A 17,273-nucleotide genomic window follows, 5' to 3' on the forward strand; every position below is an offset into this window, starting at 1 on the left:
AAAGGGGGCAAGAGCGGCTATGATAGACGCGTGGTCCGCCTGAGCATTAAGCTTTCGATGTCCATCGACTCTTTGCGCCGCGATGTGATTTCCGCCATCGACGCCTTGAAAGGCGAGTTGATCGGCATTTCGCACGCCATTCATAGCGAGCCCGAAATCTCGCTGCAGGAATTCAAGGCCAGCGCGCGCCTCGCCGATGCCGCAAGCGAGCATGGCATGGCGGTGACGCGCGAGGCCTATGGCATGCCCACCGCGTTCGCCACGGAGTTTGGCAAAGCGGATGGACCAACCATCGCCATCCTCTCCGAATACGACGCCCTGCCCGGTATCGGCCATGCCTGCGGCCATAATGTGATTGCGGCGATTGGCTATGGCGCGGCGGTGGCGCTCTCGAAGATCGGGCTGCCGGGCAAGGTCCGTTATCTCGGCACGCCCGCGGAAGAAGCGCATGGCGGCAAGGAATTGATGGCGCGTCATGGCGCGTTCGATGGCGTGGATGCGGCGATGATGATCCATCCCGCCAATATGAATTTGATGACCATGCCAACAATTGCCGTGGCTGATGTCGAAGCCATTTATCACGGCAAAGCGGCGCATGCTTCGGCGATGCCGTTTCGCGGGCTGAATGCGCTAGATGCAGTGATAACAGCCTATTCGTCTATCGCGCAGCTCCGCCAGCATATCCGCAACAGCGAGCGCATTCACGGCATCATCACTGATGGCGGTATGGCCCCGAATATCGTGCCAGAGCGCGCCGCCTGCCGCTTCTTCATCCGCGCGCCGGATGTGCATGATCTGACGGTATTGAAGAAACGCGTGGTCGCCTGCTTCGAAGCGGGTGCGCTCGCCACCGGCTGCCGCTTGGAACTGAAATGGACCGGGGCGGATTATCTCGACCTCAAAACCAACTGGCCCCTGGCGGAGGAATTCCAGAAACATGCCGAGGCGCTGGGGCGCCAGTTCTTCAAGATGGAAGATATTCCGCAAGGCTTCGCGGGCTCGACCGATATGGGTAATGTCAGCCATCGCGTACCCTCCATTCATCCCATGCTGGCCGTGGCGCCATCGGATGTGATCATCCATCACCCAGACTTCGCCCATTGGGCGGCAGCGGATGCGGGCGATCAGGCCGTGCTCGACGGGGCCAAGGCGCTGGCGCTCACCGCCCTCGATATGATGGCCGATACCCACCTTCTGGTGCGGGTGAAATCGGATTTCGCGGCTTCAGCGGAACTTTCCCGCCTGGCGGTGCAGGAGGTTTCGCATCAGCATCATCATGGGGGCTGCGGGTGCTGTTGAGCGCAAGACGCTGGCTGGCAATCGCCGCCGCGAATGGATTTATCGGCGTGGCGGCGGGTGCTTTCGCCGCCCATGCCTTGAAGCAGAGCCTCTCCAGCGACCTGCTGGAGGTCTTCAAGACTGGCGCGCAATATCAACTCATTCATGCCCTCGCCTTGGGCTTGGCGGCGCTGACACCCGAGAATAAGCCCATTCGCCTAGCGCGCTGGCTGTTTCTCGGCGGTATCGTGCTCTTTTCGGGCTCGCTTTATGCCCTTGCCCTTTCAGGCATGCACAAGCTTGGCATTATTACACCCTTTGGCGGGGTTGCCTTCCTGGCCGGTTGGGCAATGCTGGCGGCGGGAGCTTTGAAGCGCGGGGAATGATCCATGGTTGAGATGGTGGGGGCCGACGCCTTCTCCTATGCGGATCCCAACGATCCGCCCTTCAAGAAGTTCCTCATCCACACGATCGAGCACCTTACGGGCCAGCCATACCTCTTATGGCTTTATCAGAACTTCACGCTGCGTGAAGGCGAGACCTTTTGGGACGCAGCGGTGCGCTTATTAGAGATGAAAGTCTCTTACGACGCTGAAAAACTGGCGCGCTGGCCGAAGACGGGGCCATTGGTGGTGGTGTGCAATCATCCTTATGGCGTGCTCGATGGGATTGTCTCTTGCGCCATCACTGGACGGGCCCGGCCCGATTTCAAGGTGCTCACCAACGCGGTGATCTGTAAGGCCGAGCCTCTGCGCCCCTATCTGCTGCCGATCGATTTCAACGAGACCGAAGAGGCGGTACGCACCAATCTCAAATCGCGCAATGAAGCCCTGGCGCATCTGAAAGACGGTGGCTGTATTTTGATTTTTCCTGCCGGCGCGGTTTCGACCACGCCCAAATGGTGGCATTCGCGCGCTGTCGACTCCGAGTGGAAAACCTTCACCGCCAAGCTGATCGCCACCGGCAAAGCGCCGGTCGCGCCGCTTTATTTCGCGGGCCAGAACTCGCGCCTCTTCCAGCTTGTCAGCCACATCTCGCTCACCTTGCGCCTGTCGCTGCTCTTTCACGAAGTGCACAACAAACTTGGCAGCGAAGTGCGCGCGGCGGTGGGAGATGTTATCCCGTATGAAACACTCGCTGCGATCAAGGATCGAAAGACACTGATGGAATTTTTGCGCGAGGAGACCTATCGCGCCGGGGCGCATCTTGAAGACCCGCCCAAGACGCGCGAACGCCGCCCCAAAAGCGCACCACCACCAGGAACGCTTGTGCCAGGCCTCAGCTAAATTTTAGCGGAAGTTTTCGGCCCCAACTTTGTCACTCAGGCCCCCGGATAGTCACGGGCGGCCCTAGAGGCGCGGTGCCATCCTCGCTCCCCGAACAAGCGAGCAAGGGAGTAACCATGCGCTTTGTGAAATTGGCTTCGATGGCGGCGGTGATCGCAATGGGCACGTTGCTCAGCGGCTGTGCCACGAAGGAATCCGTCGAACATGCCCAGTCCACCGCAGATCTTGCGGACAGCGATGCCAAAGCGGCGCGCGGCGCGGCGGATCGCGCGCAATCGACCGCCGATGGCGCGGCCAAACAGGCTGGCGATGCCATGACGCTCGCCCAACAGGCCAATGACAAGATCGACAAATACATCTCCGATCAGGAGATGAAGAAAAAACAACGCTCGGCCATGCGGCGCCATCATCGCCGTCATGTCGCGGCAGCCACGCCACCGGCCAACGAGAATTGCCCGACGCCGCAGCAGAAAACCGAGCTGCGCCATGACAAGAAACAGGCGTCGGCTCAGAAGTTGCCCATCAAGACCGCTTCGAAGTGAGGCATAGCCTCGTCGATTTGATCCTGGGTGACGATAAGCGGCGGCATGATGCGCAGCGTATGGCTATGGGTCTCTTTGCAGAGAATGCCGCGGTTAGCCAACGCTTCGCAGTGCCGCCGCGCGCCACCCGCTTCCGGGTGAAGCTCTACCGCAATCATCAGCCCACGCCCGCGCACTTCTTTGATCCAATCCGAACGGATGGCTTTTAGGCGCTCCATCAGATAAACGCCCATGCGCGCGGCGTTTCCAATCATGTCTTCTTCCACCAGTACACGGATCGCGGCGCGCGCCACCGCACAGGCGAGCGGATTGCCGCCGAAAGTCGAGCCATGCTGGCCGGGCTTGATCACCGACATCACTTCCGCATTCGAAAGCACAGCAGAGACGGGATAAAAGCCGCCCGATAAGGCTTTGCCAATGAGGGTGAGATCGGCTTCCACGCCCTCATGCTCTTCGGCGAGAAGTTTTCCCGTGCGCCCCATGCCGGTCTGGATTTCATCGAGAATCAGAAGCACGTTGTTCTCAGTGCACAGCGCGCGGACGGCCTTGAGATAGCCTTCGGACGGGATGATTACGCCAGCCTCGCCCTGGATAGGCTCAATCAGAACCGCGGCGGTATTTTTGGTGATCGCCGCTTTAAGCGCTTCAGCATTGCCAAAAGGCACCGTGACAAAGCCTGGCGCAAAGGGGCCGAAATGATCGCGCGAGCAGGGGTCAGAGGAGAAGCCGACAATTGCGAGCGTACGGCCATGGAAGTTTTCCGACGCGACGATGATTTCCGCGCGATTCTCAGGGATAGACTTGGCCTCATAGCCCCATTTGCGCGCGAGCTTTAAGGCCGTCTCCACCGCCTCGGCGCCGGAATTCATTGGCAGCACTTTGTGGGAACGGGTCAGCGTGCAAAGCTCTTCATAGAAGAGGCCAAGCTGATCATTGCGGAAGGCACGTGAGGTGATGGTGAGACGCTGGGCCTGCTCCATCATCGCAGCGAAGATTTTCGGATGGCAATGGCCTTGATTGACCGCCGAATAGGAAGAGAGGCAGTCTAGATATCGCCGTCCCTCCACATCCCAGACGTAGACACCCTCGCCACGGCTTAAGACGACATCGAGGGGCTTGTAATTGGAGGCTCCGTAGGTGTTCTCACGCGCGATGAAGCTCATCGTCGCTTCTGCTTGCCGCGTTGTCAGCCTATCCATAAACGCCTCCTTTTACTTACTCCGCAGCCTCCTCAAGGGCCATGGCCGCACTCTGCCGGTTGAGCCGCAAGGTCATGCAATAGGCCCCGCCGCCCGAAAGAATGAAGGGATCAAGATCGACCGCGTGGACGCGATAACCGCGCTCTTCCAGCTCCGCCTTCAGACGCTGAGGCGGGCGGGCCATGATGATCTCGCGGCCGAAATTCACTGCGTTGACGCAGAAGCCAGCGGCATCCTCATCACGCGCTTCGAGCACATTCTCGCGGCCAGCAACGGCAGCGATGGTCTGGTGCCCCTCGTCGGAGAAGGCAGGCGGGTAATAGAGCACTTCACCACCGGAGAGGACGAGGAAGCAGGTGTCGAGGTGATAGAAGCGCGGGCTAACCAGCTCGAGCGGCACCAGCGGCACATCGAAGAAATTTTCGGTGATCTTGAGCGAAGCCTTCACGGTGCGCTGACCATAGCCTGCCCAGAAATGCTGACGGGTGTCGTCCCAGATCGCATCGCCCGCGCCTTCCTGGAAAACGCCTTCGGGATATTGGGTCACTTCATCGATCAACCCGCGCGCCTTGAAATCCTGGAAGGCCTTGAGAAAATGAGCTTCCTCGCCGCGGCGCTCCGCACAGGCAAAACGGGCGACAATGGCGCGGCGGTTGAGCACCACAGCCGCATTTGCCGGAAAGACCATATCGGGCAGGCCGGGCGCGCCAGGGATGCTGAGGACATCGGCCCCGGCCTCGGTCAGCGCCTGTTTCAGAGTGGCGGAGGCGGCGGCGGCTTCGCGCAGATGCCGCGCCGGGTCTTCATGCCAGGCCCCAGGCTGCATCCAGGGGTTAATGACATAGGAGACCTCGTAATGGGTCGGCTCCACCATGAACAAGGTCGGCTTCAAGTCGGGCATCCCGTATTCCCCAAGCAAAAGACTTGGAAATGATGCCCGCGGCGGGTGCTAACAGAAAGACAGCAAGTCGCCCAATTTTGTGCTAATATCTGACAGAACGTCAGTCTATTTTAGCAAATCGCCAGAACCATGGATGATACCGACCGCCACCTCGTCGCTCTCCTGCGCGGCAATGCCCGCCTGCCAGTGGCCAGCCTTGCCAAGGCGCTGGGCGTGTCGCGGGGGACGGTGCAGAACCGAATCGACCGGCTGATCGCGGCGGGGACTATCCAGGGCTTCACCATCAAGGCCGAAGCGGAGGCCGAAGCCAGCCGCATCCGCGCCGTCATGCTGATTGGTGTGGAGGGCGAGCGCTCCGACCACATCCTCTCGGTGCTGAAGGGCTATCCCGAAGTCAGCGCGGTGCACACCACCAATGGCCGCTGGGACATGGTGATCGAGCTTTCAACCGAAAACCTGCAGAGCTTCGACCGTGTGCTGCATCGCATTCGCCAGATCAATGGCGTGGCGGCTTCGGAGACGAGCCTGTTGCTCTCGTCCTATTACCTTTAGCTGCCGATCGTCTTAGCCGAACGCCGTATCGCGAAGCTGGACGATATCGCAGAGATTCTGCAATTCAGCCTCGAACTCCTCGGCATCGACGAGATGTGTACTGGGGCGCGGATAGAGATAGAGCAAATAGCTCGTCACCTGATCGAACAGCACCACATTCATGCCAACGCCGGAGATGTTCTCCGCCATGTTGCGTAAGGACTCCGTGAGTTCACTGGCCTGCGATCCATTCAGGATCACATCAACGACCCGCCTCAGCGCGCCTTGAATATAACCGGTCGAGCCTTCGTGGAGCTTGTAGAGATTGCGCGCCAGCTCGCGTTTCAAATCCTCGATGTGCTGCATCATCATCATGGTCGGGCGACTTTTGGTGACCGTTCCCTGCAACACCTGCAAGACCCGCTGCAAACGGTCAGCGGTGCCACGCGAGACCAGATCGTAATAAATAAGCGCCTTCCAGGCGAAGATCACATTGCCCCATTCAGCCCGCGGTATCTGCAAGGCTTCAAGAAACAGGTTGCTGGTGGATGAGGCCGAGACATTCCAGACCTGATCGACAAAGCGGTTCATCTCTTCGGGCGAGGCACTCTTGCCAAGCGCCTTTTGCACCAAGGGCTTGAAGACCTGAAAAACCTCCGCCGAGGTCTTGGCCGCCAGGGAATAGCTTTCGCAAAAAAAAGTCGGCTCGACCTTCAGCCCTTCGGAGCGCAAGAACTCGGTGACGATGAAAGCATCCAGGGTGGGCGAGCGACTCAATGCCTCTAAAATTTTGACGTCATGCAGGACATGCGGATCGCCAAGAGTGGGATCCATGTGCAGCAGATCGCGTAAATGATCCTTGAAAAGAAACTCCTCGATGAAAAAGGAGCGCCCGCCGATTTCCAAACGCCGCGGATCAAAGGGAATGAAGATCTTGGTCGCGACCAAGAGGTTGCGCGCGAATAATTCACGCTCGTTGTCACGAATGTTGTGCTTGGTCAGGATCGCGTAGTTAAGGGCATTACTATGGAAGAGCCTCGACACGCCCGCGGGTTTGGGTCCGGAATTGAGCGTTGTCGCCGCATCGCTCAGCGCAATGAGATTAAGAACCCGGCCAGAATTGGTCCGCCGCAGCTTATGAAAGCTGCGCACTTCCTTGCGCTCCCGAAAGGCCGCCGCACCACGCATAACAATCACCCCAATCTTGTGAACCCAATGTGGGGCGAAGGTCTTTCTGGAAAGTCAAAACCGGGAATTTGCGTCCAACAGTACGGAATGGAGTCAACGAATTGTAAATTCCAGACCGGGCCTTAACCCTTGCCCCCGGGGTCGGCTTTGCCGGCACGTCTATCAGAAGACGTAGATTCCGCGCCCTACCCCCTTAAAGTTCTGGCGGGCGTCACCTATCTTCCTTAGCGGAGTATGCCCGGAGGGGGGATTGTGAACGATTTTTCTGGGGGGGCCTTCGGGGGTCCGCAGGCCGGTAACCGCAACAGCCAAGCCAAGAAAAGGCCATGGGTCCTGCGCCATTGGGGTTGGTCTCTCGCAGGGCTGATCGTCCTCGCGATTATCTTATTTGTGGCGTTCGGGCCTCGCCCACACCCCAATTATACCTTTCAGCCGGTGACGCGCGGCGGCCTGACCATGGTCGTGAGCGCAACGGGCACACTCGCCCCACGGGTGCAAGTGGATGTCGGTGCTGAAGTCTCCGGCCGCATCGACGAGCTTTATGTTGATTACAATGACCATGTAACCAAGGGTCAGAAGCTGGCGCAGATCAACACCGACCAAATCCAGGCTCAACTGGATCAATCGCGCGCCACCCTCAACCAGCTTCAGGCGACCTTGATTCAGGCCGAAGCTAAGGCCAAGCGCTTTTCCAGCCTGATCAAGACCAACAACGTTTCCCAGCAAGATTACGACACCGCCAGAGCCGACTATCTGCGCGCCAAGGCGGGCGTCGATCTTGGCTCCGCCCAGGTCAAGCAATACGAGACCAGCCTCGCCAAAGCCGCGATCTATGCGCCCATCGACGGCGTGGTGCTCGACCGGAAGGTCTCCAAGGGTCAGACCGTGGCCGCCTCTTTCAGCACGCCGGTGCTCTTCACCCTGGCGAGCGATCTTCGCCAAATGGAGCTCGACGTCGATATCGACGAAGCCGATGTCGGCACGGTGCGCAGCGGACAAACGGCAAGCTTCACGGTGGGCGCCTATCCCGACCGCAAATTCGACGCCAAGCTGATCCTGGTGCGCAGCGCCTCGCAGACGGTGCAGAATGTCGTGACCTATAAGGGCGTGATGGTGGTGGATAACAGCCAGCTTCTGCTCCGCCCCGGTATGACCGCGACTGCGGAAATCGCCACCGGACATCTGCCTTCCTCGGTGCTGGTGCCGAACGCGGCGCTGCGCTTTGTCCCGCCGGCCAGCGAAGTGAAGGGCGTCGCGGCAGCGCCGGGCGGCCCGGGCATGGGACGGGTCTGGACGCTCGAAAGCAACAAGCTCAAGCCGCATGACATCAAGCTGGGCGGTTCGGATGGCCACGCGACCCAAGTCGTGAAAGGTGACCTCAAACCCGGCGATCAGGTTGTCACCGACGCCAAGATGCCCGGCCAGCCATGAGCGCGCCTCTGATCGAGCTGCGACAGGTGACGAAGATCTATGGCGAAGGCGAAGCTCGGGTAGCCGCGCTCGCCGGGGTCGATCTCGTCATCCAGGAGCACGAATTCGTTGCGGTGATGGGGCCTTCGGGCTCCGGCAAATCCACCGCGATGAATATTCTGGGCTGCCTCGATACGCCTACGGGCGGGCAGTATCTTTTCCAAGGCAAGGACGCGGGCGCGCTGTCGCGCGATGAGCGGGCATTGCTGCGCCGCTATCAGATTGGTTTTATTTTCCAGGGCTTCAATCTCTTGAAGCGCACCACCGCGACGGAGAACCTGGAATTACCGCTGGTTTATCGCGGCGTCGGTCGCAAGGAGCGCAAAGAGCGCGCCCTCGCTGCCTTGAAGCAGGTTGGACTTGGCGGCCGTGCCAACCACACCGCCGCGCAGCTTTCCGGCGGCCAGCAACAACGTGTCGCCATCGCCCGCGCGCTGGTGAGCGAGCCCGCCGTGGTCTTCGCCGATGAACCTACCGGCAATCTCGACAGTTCCATGAGTCATGAAATCATGACCTTGCTGCGCACCCTGAATGACGAGCGCGGCATCACCATCGTGCTTGTGACCCATGAAGAGGACATTGCCGCCTATGCCAAGCGGCAGGTGCGCTTCCGCGACGGGCAAATCCATTCCGATACGGCCACTGGAGGCGCGGCATGATTGGGAACGCCCTCATTCTGGCCTTGCGCGAAATCCGCAACAATCTGATGCGCGCGGCGCTGACAACGCTTGGCATCATCATCGGTGTGGGCGCGGTGATCGCGCTGGTGACCCTCGGCAATGGCGCCACCGCCTCGGTGACGGATTCGATCTACTCCATCGGCAACAATCTGCTCTTCCTCGTGCCCGGCACGCCTGGCAATGGTGGGGTGATGGTGCCCGCGCCTGCCTTTCAGCTTGCCGACGCCGAGATATTGCGGCGTGAAGTGGTGAACTTGTCGCATGTCGTGCCGATTACCCAGACCTCGGCCTCGGTGATCCTGGGCAACAAGAGCCATCTGACCACCGTGACGGGCGCGACCTCGGAATATTTCCAGACCCGCAATTGGAAGATCGTCTCTGGCCGCGCCTTCAATGTGAGCGAGGATCGCAGCGGTAAGTCGGTCTGCGTGATCGGCGAAACCATCCGCAAGGAGGTTTTCGGGGCACAGGATCCGGTGGGCCAGCGCATCCGGCTTAATAAGATCACCTGCGAGGTGGTGGGGCTTTTGGAGACCAAGGGCTTCAATACCTTCGGCCAGGACCAGGACGATTATGTGCTGATGCCCATCCGCACCGTGCAGCGCCGCCTGACCGGCAATAATGACGCTTCGGCAATCATGCTGGCGGTGCAGAACGAGGCCGGTATTGCGAAGGCCAAAGACGAAATCTTCACCATCATGCGGGCGCGCCGCCATCTGGCCGCCAATCAGGTCAACAATTTCGATATCCGCGACCAGCGCGAATTCGCCAAAGTGCTTTCCACCATCACCGGGGTTCTGACCCTGTTCCTGGCGGCCATTGCGGCGGTGAGCCTTCTGGTCGGCGGCATCGGCATCATGAATGTGATGCTGGTCTCGGTGACCGAGCGTACCCGCGAGATCGGCATCCGCCTTGCCATTGGGGCACGGGAGCGGGACGTGCTCTTGCAGTTCCTGATCGAGGCGGTGGTTTTGAGCGCCTTGGGTGGGGTGATGGGAATCGCTTTGGGGCTGGCGGGGGCCTTCGCGGCCACTGCAGCCCTGAAATTGCCTTTCATTGTCAGCCCCTCAATCGTGGTTATTGCCGTTTTGTTCTCCGCCACAGTAGGTGTTGCTTTCGGCTTTTTCCCAGCTAGGCGGGCTGCCCGGCTCGACCCCATCGAGGCCCTGCGGCACGAATAACTGAACGGGTTCAATTTTTGGGGGAGGCCAGATAGGCCTTGAGTTGCGACGATAGTGCGCTTAAACGCCTGACAAACGGGCGGAGACAGCGCTGTCTTAATGCTATTGTCCGCCGCAGACCTAGACTGCCGTAGCCTCTACAGCGTTCCAGAGAGAGACGTCCGTGAAGAAAACTCCGAAGACTTGCCTCGTCGGCGACATCGGCGGAACCAATGTCCGCCTCGCCATCGCCGATCTGACAGACACCGCGCCAAAGATTTCCGCCCCCCAGAGCCTGCCCCGGGCCAATCATGCCACCTTTGAAGAGGTGGTGGATGGCTATCTGAAGGCCGCGGGTGGCCCCGTTCCTGATTGCGTCGTGGTCGCAGTTGCTGGGCCGATCAGTAATGGCGTGGTGAAACTCACCAATGGCCAATGGGTGATCAGCGAGGCCGTTCTGAAGGAGCGTGGCTTTGGTGAGGCACTTCTCATCAACGACTATGCGGCGCTTGGCTATGCCGTGGAGCATCTGAGCGGCGACGATCTTGCCGATATTGGAGGTCCCTTCCCCAATAGCCCCCGCGAGACCGTGGGCGTGGTCGGAGCCGGTACCGGCCTCGGCGTTGCCGCCCTGGTGCGGGACAGCTTCTCCAGCGCCGTGATGGTGACCGAGGGCGGCCATACTGCCTTCGCGCCTGTCGACGAGACGGAATATGCCATCCTGGCCGTCCTGAAGGAGCGCTATGGCCGCGTGTCGACCGAACGCGTCCTGTCGGGCCCGGGCCTTTCCAACATCCATTGGGCGCTGGCGCGGCTGAAAGGCCTCGATATCGCCCCGCTTGATCCGGCGGAAGTCTCCAAGCGCGCCCAGTCGGGCACCGACCCGCTCTCGGCCAAGGCCTTCGATGTTTTCCTGGGCATCTACGGTCGCTTTGCCGGTGACATGGCGCTCGCCTTTGGCGCCCGTGGCGGCATCTATCTTGGCGGCGGCATCGCCCCGCGCTTCCTCAAGGAGCTCAACAACGGCACCTTCCGCCGTGGCTTTGAGGAAAAGGGCCGCTTCGTGGGCTATGTCAGCCCCATCCCGACCAAGGTTATCGTCCATCCCTATGCCGCCCTTCTGGGCTCGGCAGAGGCAGCGATCCGCGCCTTCGTGAAGCGCTAGAAGCCTTTAAATTCACCCTTAAAAGCGCGCAGCTCGAACCAACGGGCTGCGCGTTTTTCTTTGCCTAAGGCGGAATTCGTTCGCGGCACAAACGTTCTCGCACTTCCATCAGGTCTCCCACTGGGTCGTGCCGTTTCCGGTTCAACCTTGGAGCGGTTTTTTGCTTTCACGCGCTTTCCACAGGCTGTCCGAGAGTTGATGCGCTCGCTTCCGTGATCGGCATCGCGATTATTGGCAGCCGTTCATGATCAACCGCGAATTCACCTCGGATTTTAAAACGCGCTCACGCTGGCGCCGCTGGGTCATCGCTTTGAGCGAAAAGCTCACTGGGCGACGAGGACGCACAGCCACCCGCATGGCATCGCTGCTGAATGAAGGCCAGGTGCCTCTCCTCAACAATCTAGAGAGGCCCGCCTGTACGGATCGGTTATTTACGTTGTGCGACAAGGCACCCCGCGAGGGTGTTGCGCTGATGGCAGACATTGCCTAAGCCACCCTCTGACGCTGGAGGGGGTAGAGCCTTGACGCAATCTGAAGCTGTGACCGTTATCCCGGTCGAGAGCAAAGCCGATTGGCGCGCCTTTCATCGCTTGCCCCATAAGCTCTACCGCGATGATCCCAATTGGGTGCCGCCGCTCTTTATCGAGCGGGAGTTTCATTTCAAGCCCGGCCACAACGCTTTCTTCAAACACGCCAAGGCGGCTTTTTTCCTGGCGCTGAAAAACGGCGAGCCGGTGGGGCGAATCACGGCCCAGATCGACTCTTTGCATCTTGAGCAGCATCACGATGCCACCGGGCATTTCGGCTATCTGGAAGCCATCGATGATATCGAAGTGTTTCGTGCACTTCTTTCCACCGCGGAAAACTGGCTGAAGGCGCAAGGCATGCAGCGCGTGCTGGGGCCGGTGAGCTTTCAGATGTGGGATGAGCCCGGCCTTTTGGTGGAAGGCTTCGACACCCCGCCCAAAGTGCTGATGGGCCATCACCTGCCCTATTATCAGCACCGCATCGCCGACGCCGGATACGAGAAGGCTGAGGATGTGCTGGCTTATGAATACCCCCTGCAGGAGCCATTTGCACCCGATCTTCAGCGCATTCTGAAAAGGACGGAACGCAAGGCCGATCTCGTCTTCCGGCCCATTCGCATGGACAAGGCCAATTTCCCCAAGGACGTGGCGATGATCCGTGACATCATCAATGACGCCTGGGCCGAGAATTGGGGTTTTGTACCGATGACGGAAGCCGAGGTCGAAGAGATCGCAACCCTGTTCAAGGTTTTTCTCAAGCCGGACGCGTTAGTCTTCGGCGAGCATAATGGCGAAGCTATTGGTGTCGGCCTGATGCTGCCTAACATCAACGAAGCCATCCACGACCTGAAAGGCAAGCTCTTTCCCTTCGGCATCTTCAAGATGCTCTATCGTTTGAAGTTCAAGGGTGTGAAGGCGGGTCGTTTGGCGCTGATGGGAATCCGGCGCAAATATTGGGGCACGCCGGTTGGTGCCCTCGTCTCTATGCGCATGATCGAGAACTGCCAAAAGAGCGAACTCGTCCGCAACGCCGAGGTTGGCGAAGTTTCATGGATATTGGATTCCAACGAGCGCATCAAAGCGATGATCACCGCCTTCGGCTGCAAGCAGAACAAGCGCTATCGCATTTTCCAGAAGGTCCTCTGAGGCCTTCACCCCAGAAACGCCAAAGGCCCCGGACATCCGGGGCCTTTTGTATTTCAGCTATAAATCGTGATTAGGCCAGTTCCGGCGCAGGCGATTTGGAGAGCGACGCAGAGAAGCTGCGCAGCGTTTCAACCGTACGATCGATCTCTTCGAAGCTGTGGCGCGCCGAGATGAAGAAGCGAATGCGCGGCAGGCCCTTGGGTACGCCCACCTGCACGATTGGCGGCGCATAGATGCCGTTCTTGAGGAGATGATCCGACGCCATCATGGTCGTCTTCATGTCCGGGAAGTGGATCGGCACAATGGCATAGCCTTCGGCGGGGCCCGTCGAGAGACCGGCTTCCTTGGCCTTGGTGAGGAATCGGACCGCGTTGTCACGCAGCTTGCCGACACGCTGAGGCTCATCCTTGATGACCTGCAGCGCCGCACCAGCGGCCGCAGCGATCACAGGCGGCAGACCCACGGAATAGACAAAGCCCGGCAGGAGGAAACGCATCCACTCCAGGACTGGCTTCTGGGCGCAGATAAAGCCGCCGCAGGAGACGAAGGTCTTGGACAAGGTGCCGATGATCAGATCGATACGGCTCGGATCCTCACCGAAATGCTCGCAGATGCCGCGACCGGTCTTGCCGAGCACGCCGATGGAATGGGCTTCGTCCACCAAAAGCCAGGACTGGAATTCGTCTTTAAGCTTCAGGATTTCCGGAAGGTTGGCGATGTCGCCATCCATCGAATAGAGGCTTTCCACCACGATCAGGCAGTTGCGATGATTGGCGCGCTGCTCGCTCAAGACGTGGCGCAGATGCTCCATGTCGTTATGGCGGAATTCTACCGAGGTGGCCTTGCAGGAGCCGACGCCCGCCATAATCGAGTTATGGCTGAGCTCGTCATAGATAATCAGGTCGCGCTTGCCGAGCAGGTGCGAAATCGTGGTGAGGTTGGTCAGATAACCCGACACCAGAGTGAGCGCGGATTCGGAGCCGACGAACTCCGCCAGGGCCTTTTCGAAGGTGCCATGAATGAGGCGCTCACCACCCACTAGACGTGAACCCAGCGCACCAACGCCAACGCGGTCCAGCGCTTGATGCGCGGCGTCGCGAATCGCTGCGTGATCCGAAATCCCGAGATAGTCGTAGTTCGCGAAACTGGTGAACGGACCACCGTCACGCTTGGCTTCAGCTTGCAGACGATCCAGCGGCGCGAAGAAGGGGTTGCCATTCTCCAAAACCGAACTTCCGGCCAACCGCGCCCGCCGGACGATATGGCCCGCCAATGAGAAATCAGATGCCATTACGCGTCCCAACCCCAAGTCTGTTCAATATGATAACCCAAGGAAACGAAAGCAAGTCCCGGCCAACCGCCATTTCCTTCTGCGAACCGGTAAAGCGGGCGAAGCCGTCCATAAAGGGGCTCCGGGCGCCGTGTCTCTGCCGATTTCGGAACTGTGACAACTGGCTCAAATGTCCTCGCAGGGTCTCTTTCGAAGATGAACACGGTCTGAGTTAGACTCTCATAAGCGTTAATGTCAGGTCCCAAGGGCGCAGAGTAAGCGGACTTGCGAACCAACCGGTATGGGAGCCTCCCCGAGAACAGTGCACCAAAGTAGTTTCGCGCGTCCACGTCAAGTTGGGTCGCCCGGCCAACCTTTGGCACAATACGCCCCGTCCGGGGAAGCGTTAGATTGGATTCTAGGTAATCGCCGACCCAAAAGCCTGGAACCACCAAATAGCGCGGGTTGCGCGCCGCCACCAGCCCATATGCCTCTTTGATCTCTCTAACATGCGGCAAGGGATTGCGCGACTTCAAAGGCTTAGGCCCAACCCGGGTGAGCTGAACCCCCGCAGGAAAGCGCGGCAAATAAGCGTTCAAGCCATAGATTTCCACCCGATCACCGGCGCGAAAATGTGCCGCCATAAAGCGCTCCGCATCATAGCGCGGATCAGCGAGAAATGCCGCCGATATCCCGGCACAGGCGAAAAGCGCAATCCCAGCCGCCAGCCCCGCGACAGCCTGAACCGCGTGCTGCGTCCATTTTGGGCGTGATTTCAATAGCATCTCTAAGCCCAGCCCGATGTAGACCGCGAGAAAAACCGACTGAGGCAGAAAAAAACGAGGCTCGCTGCGCAGCGCGACGAAATTAAATGTCAGCGTGAAAGAAAGTATCGCGAGGAACGGCAGCAAGGCTGCAGCGCGGCCCTCCTTGCGGCTGACAGCAGAAAAAAGCCCAAACACAGCCAAGGCGGTGGCGAGAAGAGGGTAGTAGCGGCTGCTGAAACGCATCCCATCGCCCAAAAGCGCCAACCAACCAACCGGCCCGGATTGATAGAGCTCATAATCGCGGCTGGCGGGACCGGTGAGAAACGCAATGCGTTCAGCAAAACCGTGCGGGTTGGTGAGCGCGCCATCAATCAACAAAAGCGCGAATAATGCGACCCCACCCCATTTTGCGAGCATCGCAAGAATAGGGCGGGCAAAGCGGCGCGCCCAGGCATCGCTCGCGAACCACAAGGCCAAACCAGCCGGAATGGATAAGAGAAACAGCGCATAGGTTTGGTCTTTGGTCGCCACCGCCGCCATGGCCGAGAGGGCCGCGCCGCGGACCACCGCGAGCTCATGCAACGCCATCAGCCGGATGAAAAAATAAAGGCTGAGCGAAGCCCAGAACAGCGAGGGACCATCAAGGTTGGTGGCGACACCGTAATAGACCAGCGCCGCATTCAGCGCCAAAGCCGCGGAGGCAAAGAGCCCTGCCCGCTTGCCTGCCAGAACTTCCGCGATCTTACCCACCACCACGATGGTGCCGAGGGAAAAAGCGATCGAGAAGAGCCGCGCCACGACCGCGAAATAGGTCATGTACGGCACCTGGGTGATGGTGGCGATCACGTCCTGGGGGTGCAGGCTGGGAGCATGCGCGATGGCATAGATGGCGACCGGCAGGCTCGGCAGCGCAAGCAAGAACATATGCAACGGGGGATAGGTGAAGTGGTGACCAGGGGTATAGGTCTCTGCCAGGCCGGTCAGAAAATTGCGTGGCGCCACGCCGTCATCATCCCAGCCATCGGCACCCGGCAGCCCCCAGAACAGACCCGCGGCCCGCAGAAGCGCTGCGCCTAGAAGAATCCAGAACAGCGGCGAGCGCAGCCAAACGCGCAGGGATTTAGAAAGAGAGATCATGGCGCGACTGCACGGCGGCGCTGCGGCAATTGCTGCCACAGCCAGGGCCCGCCAACCACTACGATATCCTGCAGGCGATCAATCAAGGTCATGATCACCAGCACCGCCGCCACTTTCGGCGCGGAGATGTTCATTAAGCCCGCAGCAGCAACGCCCACGCCGACAAAAATCAGTTCCTTGTTGGGCACCAGCGGCAGGCGGGTGACGAGCAGACGCAAAGCCACGAATTTCAGGCAATCACCAGATGTGGGCAACGCGCCGGAAAGCCACCAGCAGACATATTCGAGCCACATCACCGTCAGCGCACGGACGAAGTGCAAGGCGAAGGTGATCACCATGTCGCGGCGCGAGGTCTGGGTGAGTTTCTTATGGCCGAGAAACAGGGCCACGGCGAAAACCAGCGGCAGCGTGCCGGCCGCGACAATCCACCAAGTCCCGCGTGACACCACCGGAATTTTCACCACCCCCGCAAGGAGCAGAACCAGCAGCATCACCCATAACACGATGAGGCCAGCCGAAGCCGACAAGACACTGGAATCCTTCACCGCGTGCAGCAGCGTGGAATCCTTCACCTTCAAATTCTTCCGTGCCCAGAGGAAGAAATACACCTCGCCCGAATAATCGAGCATGATGGAGTTAAGGCAGCGCTTGCGCAGAAAAATCCATAAGGGCAATTGCCGCCCGACACCCAAGAGATTGCGATAAATGAACAGGTCGGCGATAGGCTGCACAAAAAACGGCACCAGCAGCACCAAATAGAATGGCAGCGATCCCGGCCGGGAACGATAGATGTTCTCCCAGCCCACCTTGGTGAGCCACACCCCCACGATCACCAGAAGCAGCGCCGGCACACCCCAATTGACAACGCGGCGCGCCTGTTTGCCCCAACGCGCATGGGCCGCCACGGCGGCAGCCTTCATAGACTTCGCATGCGCGCCGAATTTGGATGTGAACGCGTTGGACAGAAGAGCCCCCGAAACAACAAGCCCGAATCAGCCGGGCGGGAATGTGCCAAATCGAATGCGT

General features: G+C 59.6%; 17 protein-coding genes. 11 read left to right on the forward strand and 6 right to left on the reverse strand.

Annotated features, from left to right (window positions below; translation table 11 throughout):
• The first annotated feature begins 57 nt into the window (after window positions 1-57).
• The 4 genes from FHS83_RS03405 to FHS83_RS03420 all read left to right on the forward strand — a co-directional run bounded on the left by FHS83_RS03405 (window position 58) and on the right by FHS83_RS03420 (window position 3,106).
• Entirely contained in the window at window positions 58-1,299 is a 1,242-nt protein-coding gene (locus tag FHS83_RS03405; RefSeq protein WP_167080909.1) for a M20 family metallopeptidase, read from the forward strand.
• The gene (locus FHS83_RS03410) at window positions 1,296-1,664 is read left to right on the forward strand and encodes a DUF423 domain-containing protein (protein ID WP_167080911.1); all 369 of its coding nucleotides are present in this window, start codon (window positions 1,296-1,298) and stop codon (window positions 1,662-1,664) included. Before FHS83_RS03405 ends, FHS83_RS03410 begins: the two co-directional genes overlap by 4 nt.
• A gap of 3 nt (window positions 1,665-1,667) precedes the next feature.
• Window positions 1,668-2,564: a lysophospholipid acyltransferase family protein gene (locus tag FHS83_RS03415; protein ID WP_167080913.1), complete on the forward strand. Its 897-nt coding sequence runs from the start codon at window positions 1,668-1,670 to the stop codon at window positions 2,562-2,564.
• Between the two features lie 116 nt (window positions 2,565-2,680).
• Window positions 2,681-3,106 carry an alanine-zipper protein gene (locus FHS83_RS03420; protein ID WP_208414203.1) on the forward strand — a complete coding sequence of 142 codons (426 nt, stop codon included), beginning with the start codon at window positions 2,681-2,683 and terminating at the stop codon, window positions 3,104-3,106.
• Here the strand turns inward: FHS83_RS03420 and rocD are convergent.
• Together rocD and FHS83_RS03430 are read right to left on the reverse strand one after the other, a co-directional pair.
• Entirely contained in the window at window positions 3,073-4,305 is a 1,233-nt protein-coding gene (gene rocD, locus FHS83_RS03425) for an ornithine--oxo-acid transaminase (protein WP_243846185.1), read from the reverse strand. The genes FHS83_RS03420 and rocD overlap by 34 nt on opposite strands.
• Window positions 4,306-4,321: 16 nt before the next feature.
• Window positions 4,322-5,206 carry a dimethylarginine dimethylaminohydrolase family protein gene (locus tag FHS83_RS03430; protein ID WP_167080915.1) on the reverse strand — a complete coding sequence of 295 codons (885 nt, stop codon included), beginning with the start codon at window positions 5,204-5,206 and terminating at the stop codon, window positions 4,322-4,324.
• A 129-nt stretch (window positions 5,207-5,335) separates the two neighbouring features.
• Here FHS83_RS03430 and FHS83_RS03435 point away from each other — a divergent pair, with 129 nt between their 5' ends.
• Window positions 5,336-5,758: an Lrp/AsnC family transcriptional regulator gene (locus FHS83_RS03435; RefSeq protein WP_167080917.1), complete on the forward strand. Its 423-nt coding sequence runs from the start codon at window positions 5,336-5,338 to the stop codon at window positions 5,756-5,758.
• Window positions 5,759-5,770: 12 nt separating this feature from the next.
• On the opposite strand, the gene FHS83_RS03440 is transcribed toward FHS83_RS03435, so the two are convergent.
• Window positions 5,771-6,925 (reverse strand): hypothetical protein, encoded by a 1,155-nt coding sequence (locus tag FHS83_RS03440; protein ID WP_167080919.1) that lies wholly within the window; start codon window positions 6,923-6,925, stop codon window positions 5,771-5,773.
• A 252-nt stretch (window positions 6,926-7,177) separates the two neighbouring features.
• On the opposite strand from FHS83_RS03440, the gene FHS83_RS03445 reads away from it, so the two are divergent.
• The 6 genes from FHS83_RS03445 (at window position 7,178) to FHS83_RS03470 (ending at window position 13,073) form a co-directional block, all read left to right on the forward strand.
• Window positions 7,178-8,356: an efflux RND transporter periplasmic adaptor subunit gene (locus FHS83_RS03445; RefSeq protein WP_167080921.1), complete on the forward strand. Its 1,179-nt coding sequence runs from the start codon at window positions 7,178-7,180 to the stop codon at window positions 8,354-8,356.
• Window positions 8,353-9,054 carry an ABC transporter ATP-binding protein gene (locus FHS83_RS03450; RefSeq protein WP_167080923.1) on the forward strand — a complete coding sequence of 234 codons (702 nt, stop codon included), beginning with the start codon at window positions 8,353-8,355 and terminating at the stop codon, window positions 9,052-9,054. Before FHS83_RS03445 ends, FHS83_RS03450 begins: the two co-directional genes overlap by 4 nt.
• Window positions 9,051-10,256, forward strand: a complete 1,206-nt coding sequence (locus FHS83_RS03455; RefSeq protein WP_167080925.1) for an ABC transporter permease — start codon at window positions 9,051-9,053, stop codon at window positions 10,254-10,256. Before FHS83_RS03450 ends, FHS83_RS03455 begins: the two co-directional genes overlap by 4 nt.
• Window positions 10,257-10,419: 163 nt before the next feature.
• Window positions 10,420-11,400: a glucokinase gene (gene glk / locus FHS83_RS03460; protein ID WP_167080927.1), complete on the forward strand. Its 981-nt coding sequence runs from the start codon at window positions 10,420-10,422 to the stop codon at window positions 11,398-11,400.
• Window positions 11,401-11,644: 244 nt separating this feature from the next.
• Window positions 11,645-11,890, forward strand: coding sequence for a hypothetical protein (locus FHS83_RS03465; protein ID WP_167080929.1), 246 nt, complete (start codon window positions 11,645-11,647; stop codon window positions 11,888-11,890).
• Between the two features lie 31 nt (window positions 11,891-11,921).
• Window positions 11,922-13,073, forward strand: a complete 1,152-nt coding sequence (locus FHS83_RS03470; RefSeq protein WP_167080931.1) for a hypothetical protein — start codon at window positions 11,922-11,924, stop codon at window positions 13,071-13,073.
• Between the two features lie 70 nt (window positions 13,074-13,143).
• Here the strand turns inward: FHS83_RS03470 and FHS83_RS03475 are convergent, their stop codons facing one another.
• From FHS83_RS03475 to FHS83_RS03485, 3 genes are read right to left on the reverse strand one after another with little or no spacing between them, the layout of a single operon-like run.
• Window positions 13,144-14,364 carry an aminotransferase class I/II-fold pyridoxal phosphate-dependent enzyme gene (locus FHS83_RS03475; protein ID WP_167080933.1) on the reverse strand — a complete coding sequence of 407 codons (1,221 nt, stop codon included), beginning with the start codon at window positions 14,362-14,364 and terminating at the stop codon, window positions 13,144-13,146.
• Window positions 14,364-16,247 (reverse strand): hypothetical protein, encoded by a 1,884-nt coding sequence (locus FHS83_RS03480; RefSeq protein WP_167080935.1) that lies wholly within the window; start codon window positions 16,245-16,247, stop codon window positions 14,364-14,366. The genes FHS83_RS03475 and FHS83_RS03480 overlap by 1 nt, the downstream gene beginning before the upstream one ends.
• Complete coding sequence (locus FHS83_RS03485; protein ID WP_167080937.1) at window positions 16,244-17,167, reverse strand: hypothetical protein; 924 nt, start codon at window positions 17,165-17,167, stop codon at window positions 16,244-16,246. The genes FHS83_RS03480 and FHS83_RS03485 overlap by 4 nt, the downstream gene beginning before the upstream one ends.
• Window positions 17,168-17,273: the final 106 nt, after the last annotated feature.

Origin of the sequence: Rhizomicrobium palustre (assembly GCF_011761565.1) — a bacterium.
GTDB lineage: Bacteria > Pseudomonadota > Alphaproteobacteria > Micropepsales > Micropepsaceae > Rhizomicrobium > Rhizomicrobium palustre.

Coding starts and splice junctions, on each gene's coding strand:
- FHS83_RS03405 (WP_167080909.1), top strand. CDS start 58: ATGTCCATCGACTCTTTGCGCCGCGATGTGATTTCCGCCATCGACGCC.
- FHS83_RS03415 (WP_167080913.1), top strand. CDS start 1,668: ATGGTTGAGATGGTGGGGGCCGACGCCTTCTCCTATGCGGATCCCAAC.
- FHS83_RS03420 (WP_208414203.1), top strand. CDS start 2,681: ATGCGCTTTGTGAAATTGGCTTCGATGGCGGCGGTGATCGCAATGGGC.
- rocD (WP_243846185.1), bottom strand. CDS start 4,305: ATGGATAGGCTGACAACGCGGCAAGCAGAAGCGACGATGAGCTTCATC.
- FHS83_RS03430 (WP_167080915.1), bottom strand. CDS start 5,206: ATGCCCGACTTGAAGCCGACCTTGTTCATGGTGGAGCCGACCCATTAC.
- FHS83_RS03435 (WP_167080917.1), top strand. CDS start 5,336: ATGGATGATACCGACCGCCACCTCGTCGCTCTCCTGCGCGGCAATGCC.
- FHS83_RS03440 (WP_167080919.1), bottom strand. CDS start 6,925: ATGCGTGGTGCGGCGGCCTTTCGGGAGCGCAAGGAAGTGCGCAGCTTT.
- FHS83_RS03450 (WP_167080923.1), top strand. CDS start 8,353: ATGAGCGCGCCTCTGATCGAGCTGCGACAGGTGACGAAGATCTATGGC.
- FHS83_RS03455 (WP_167080925.1), top strand. CDS start 9,051: ATGATTGGGAACGCCCTCATTCTGGCCTTGCGCGAAATCCGCAACAAT.
- FHS83_RS03465 (WP_167080929.1), top strand. CDS start 11,645: ATGATCAACCGCGAATTCACCTCGGATTTTAAAACGCGCTCACGCTGG.
- FHS83_RS03475 (WP_167080933.1), bottom strand. CDS start 14,364: ATGGCATCTGATTTCTCATTGGCGGGCCATATCGTCCGGCGGGCGCGG.
- FHS83_RS03480 (WP_167080935.1), bottom strand. CDS start 16,247: ATGATCTCTCTTTCTAAATCCCTGCGCGTTTGGCTGCGCTCGCCGCTG.
- FHS83_RS03485 (WP_167080937.1), bottom strand. CDS start 17,167: ATGAAGGCTGCCGCCGTGGCGGCCCATGCGCGTTGGGGCAAACAGGCG.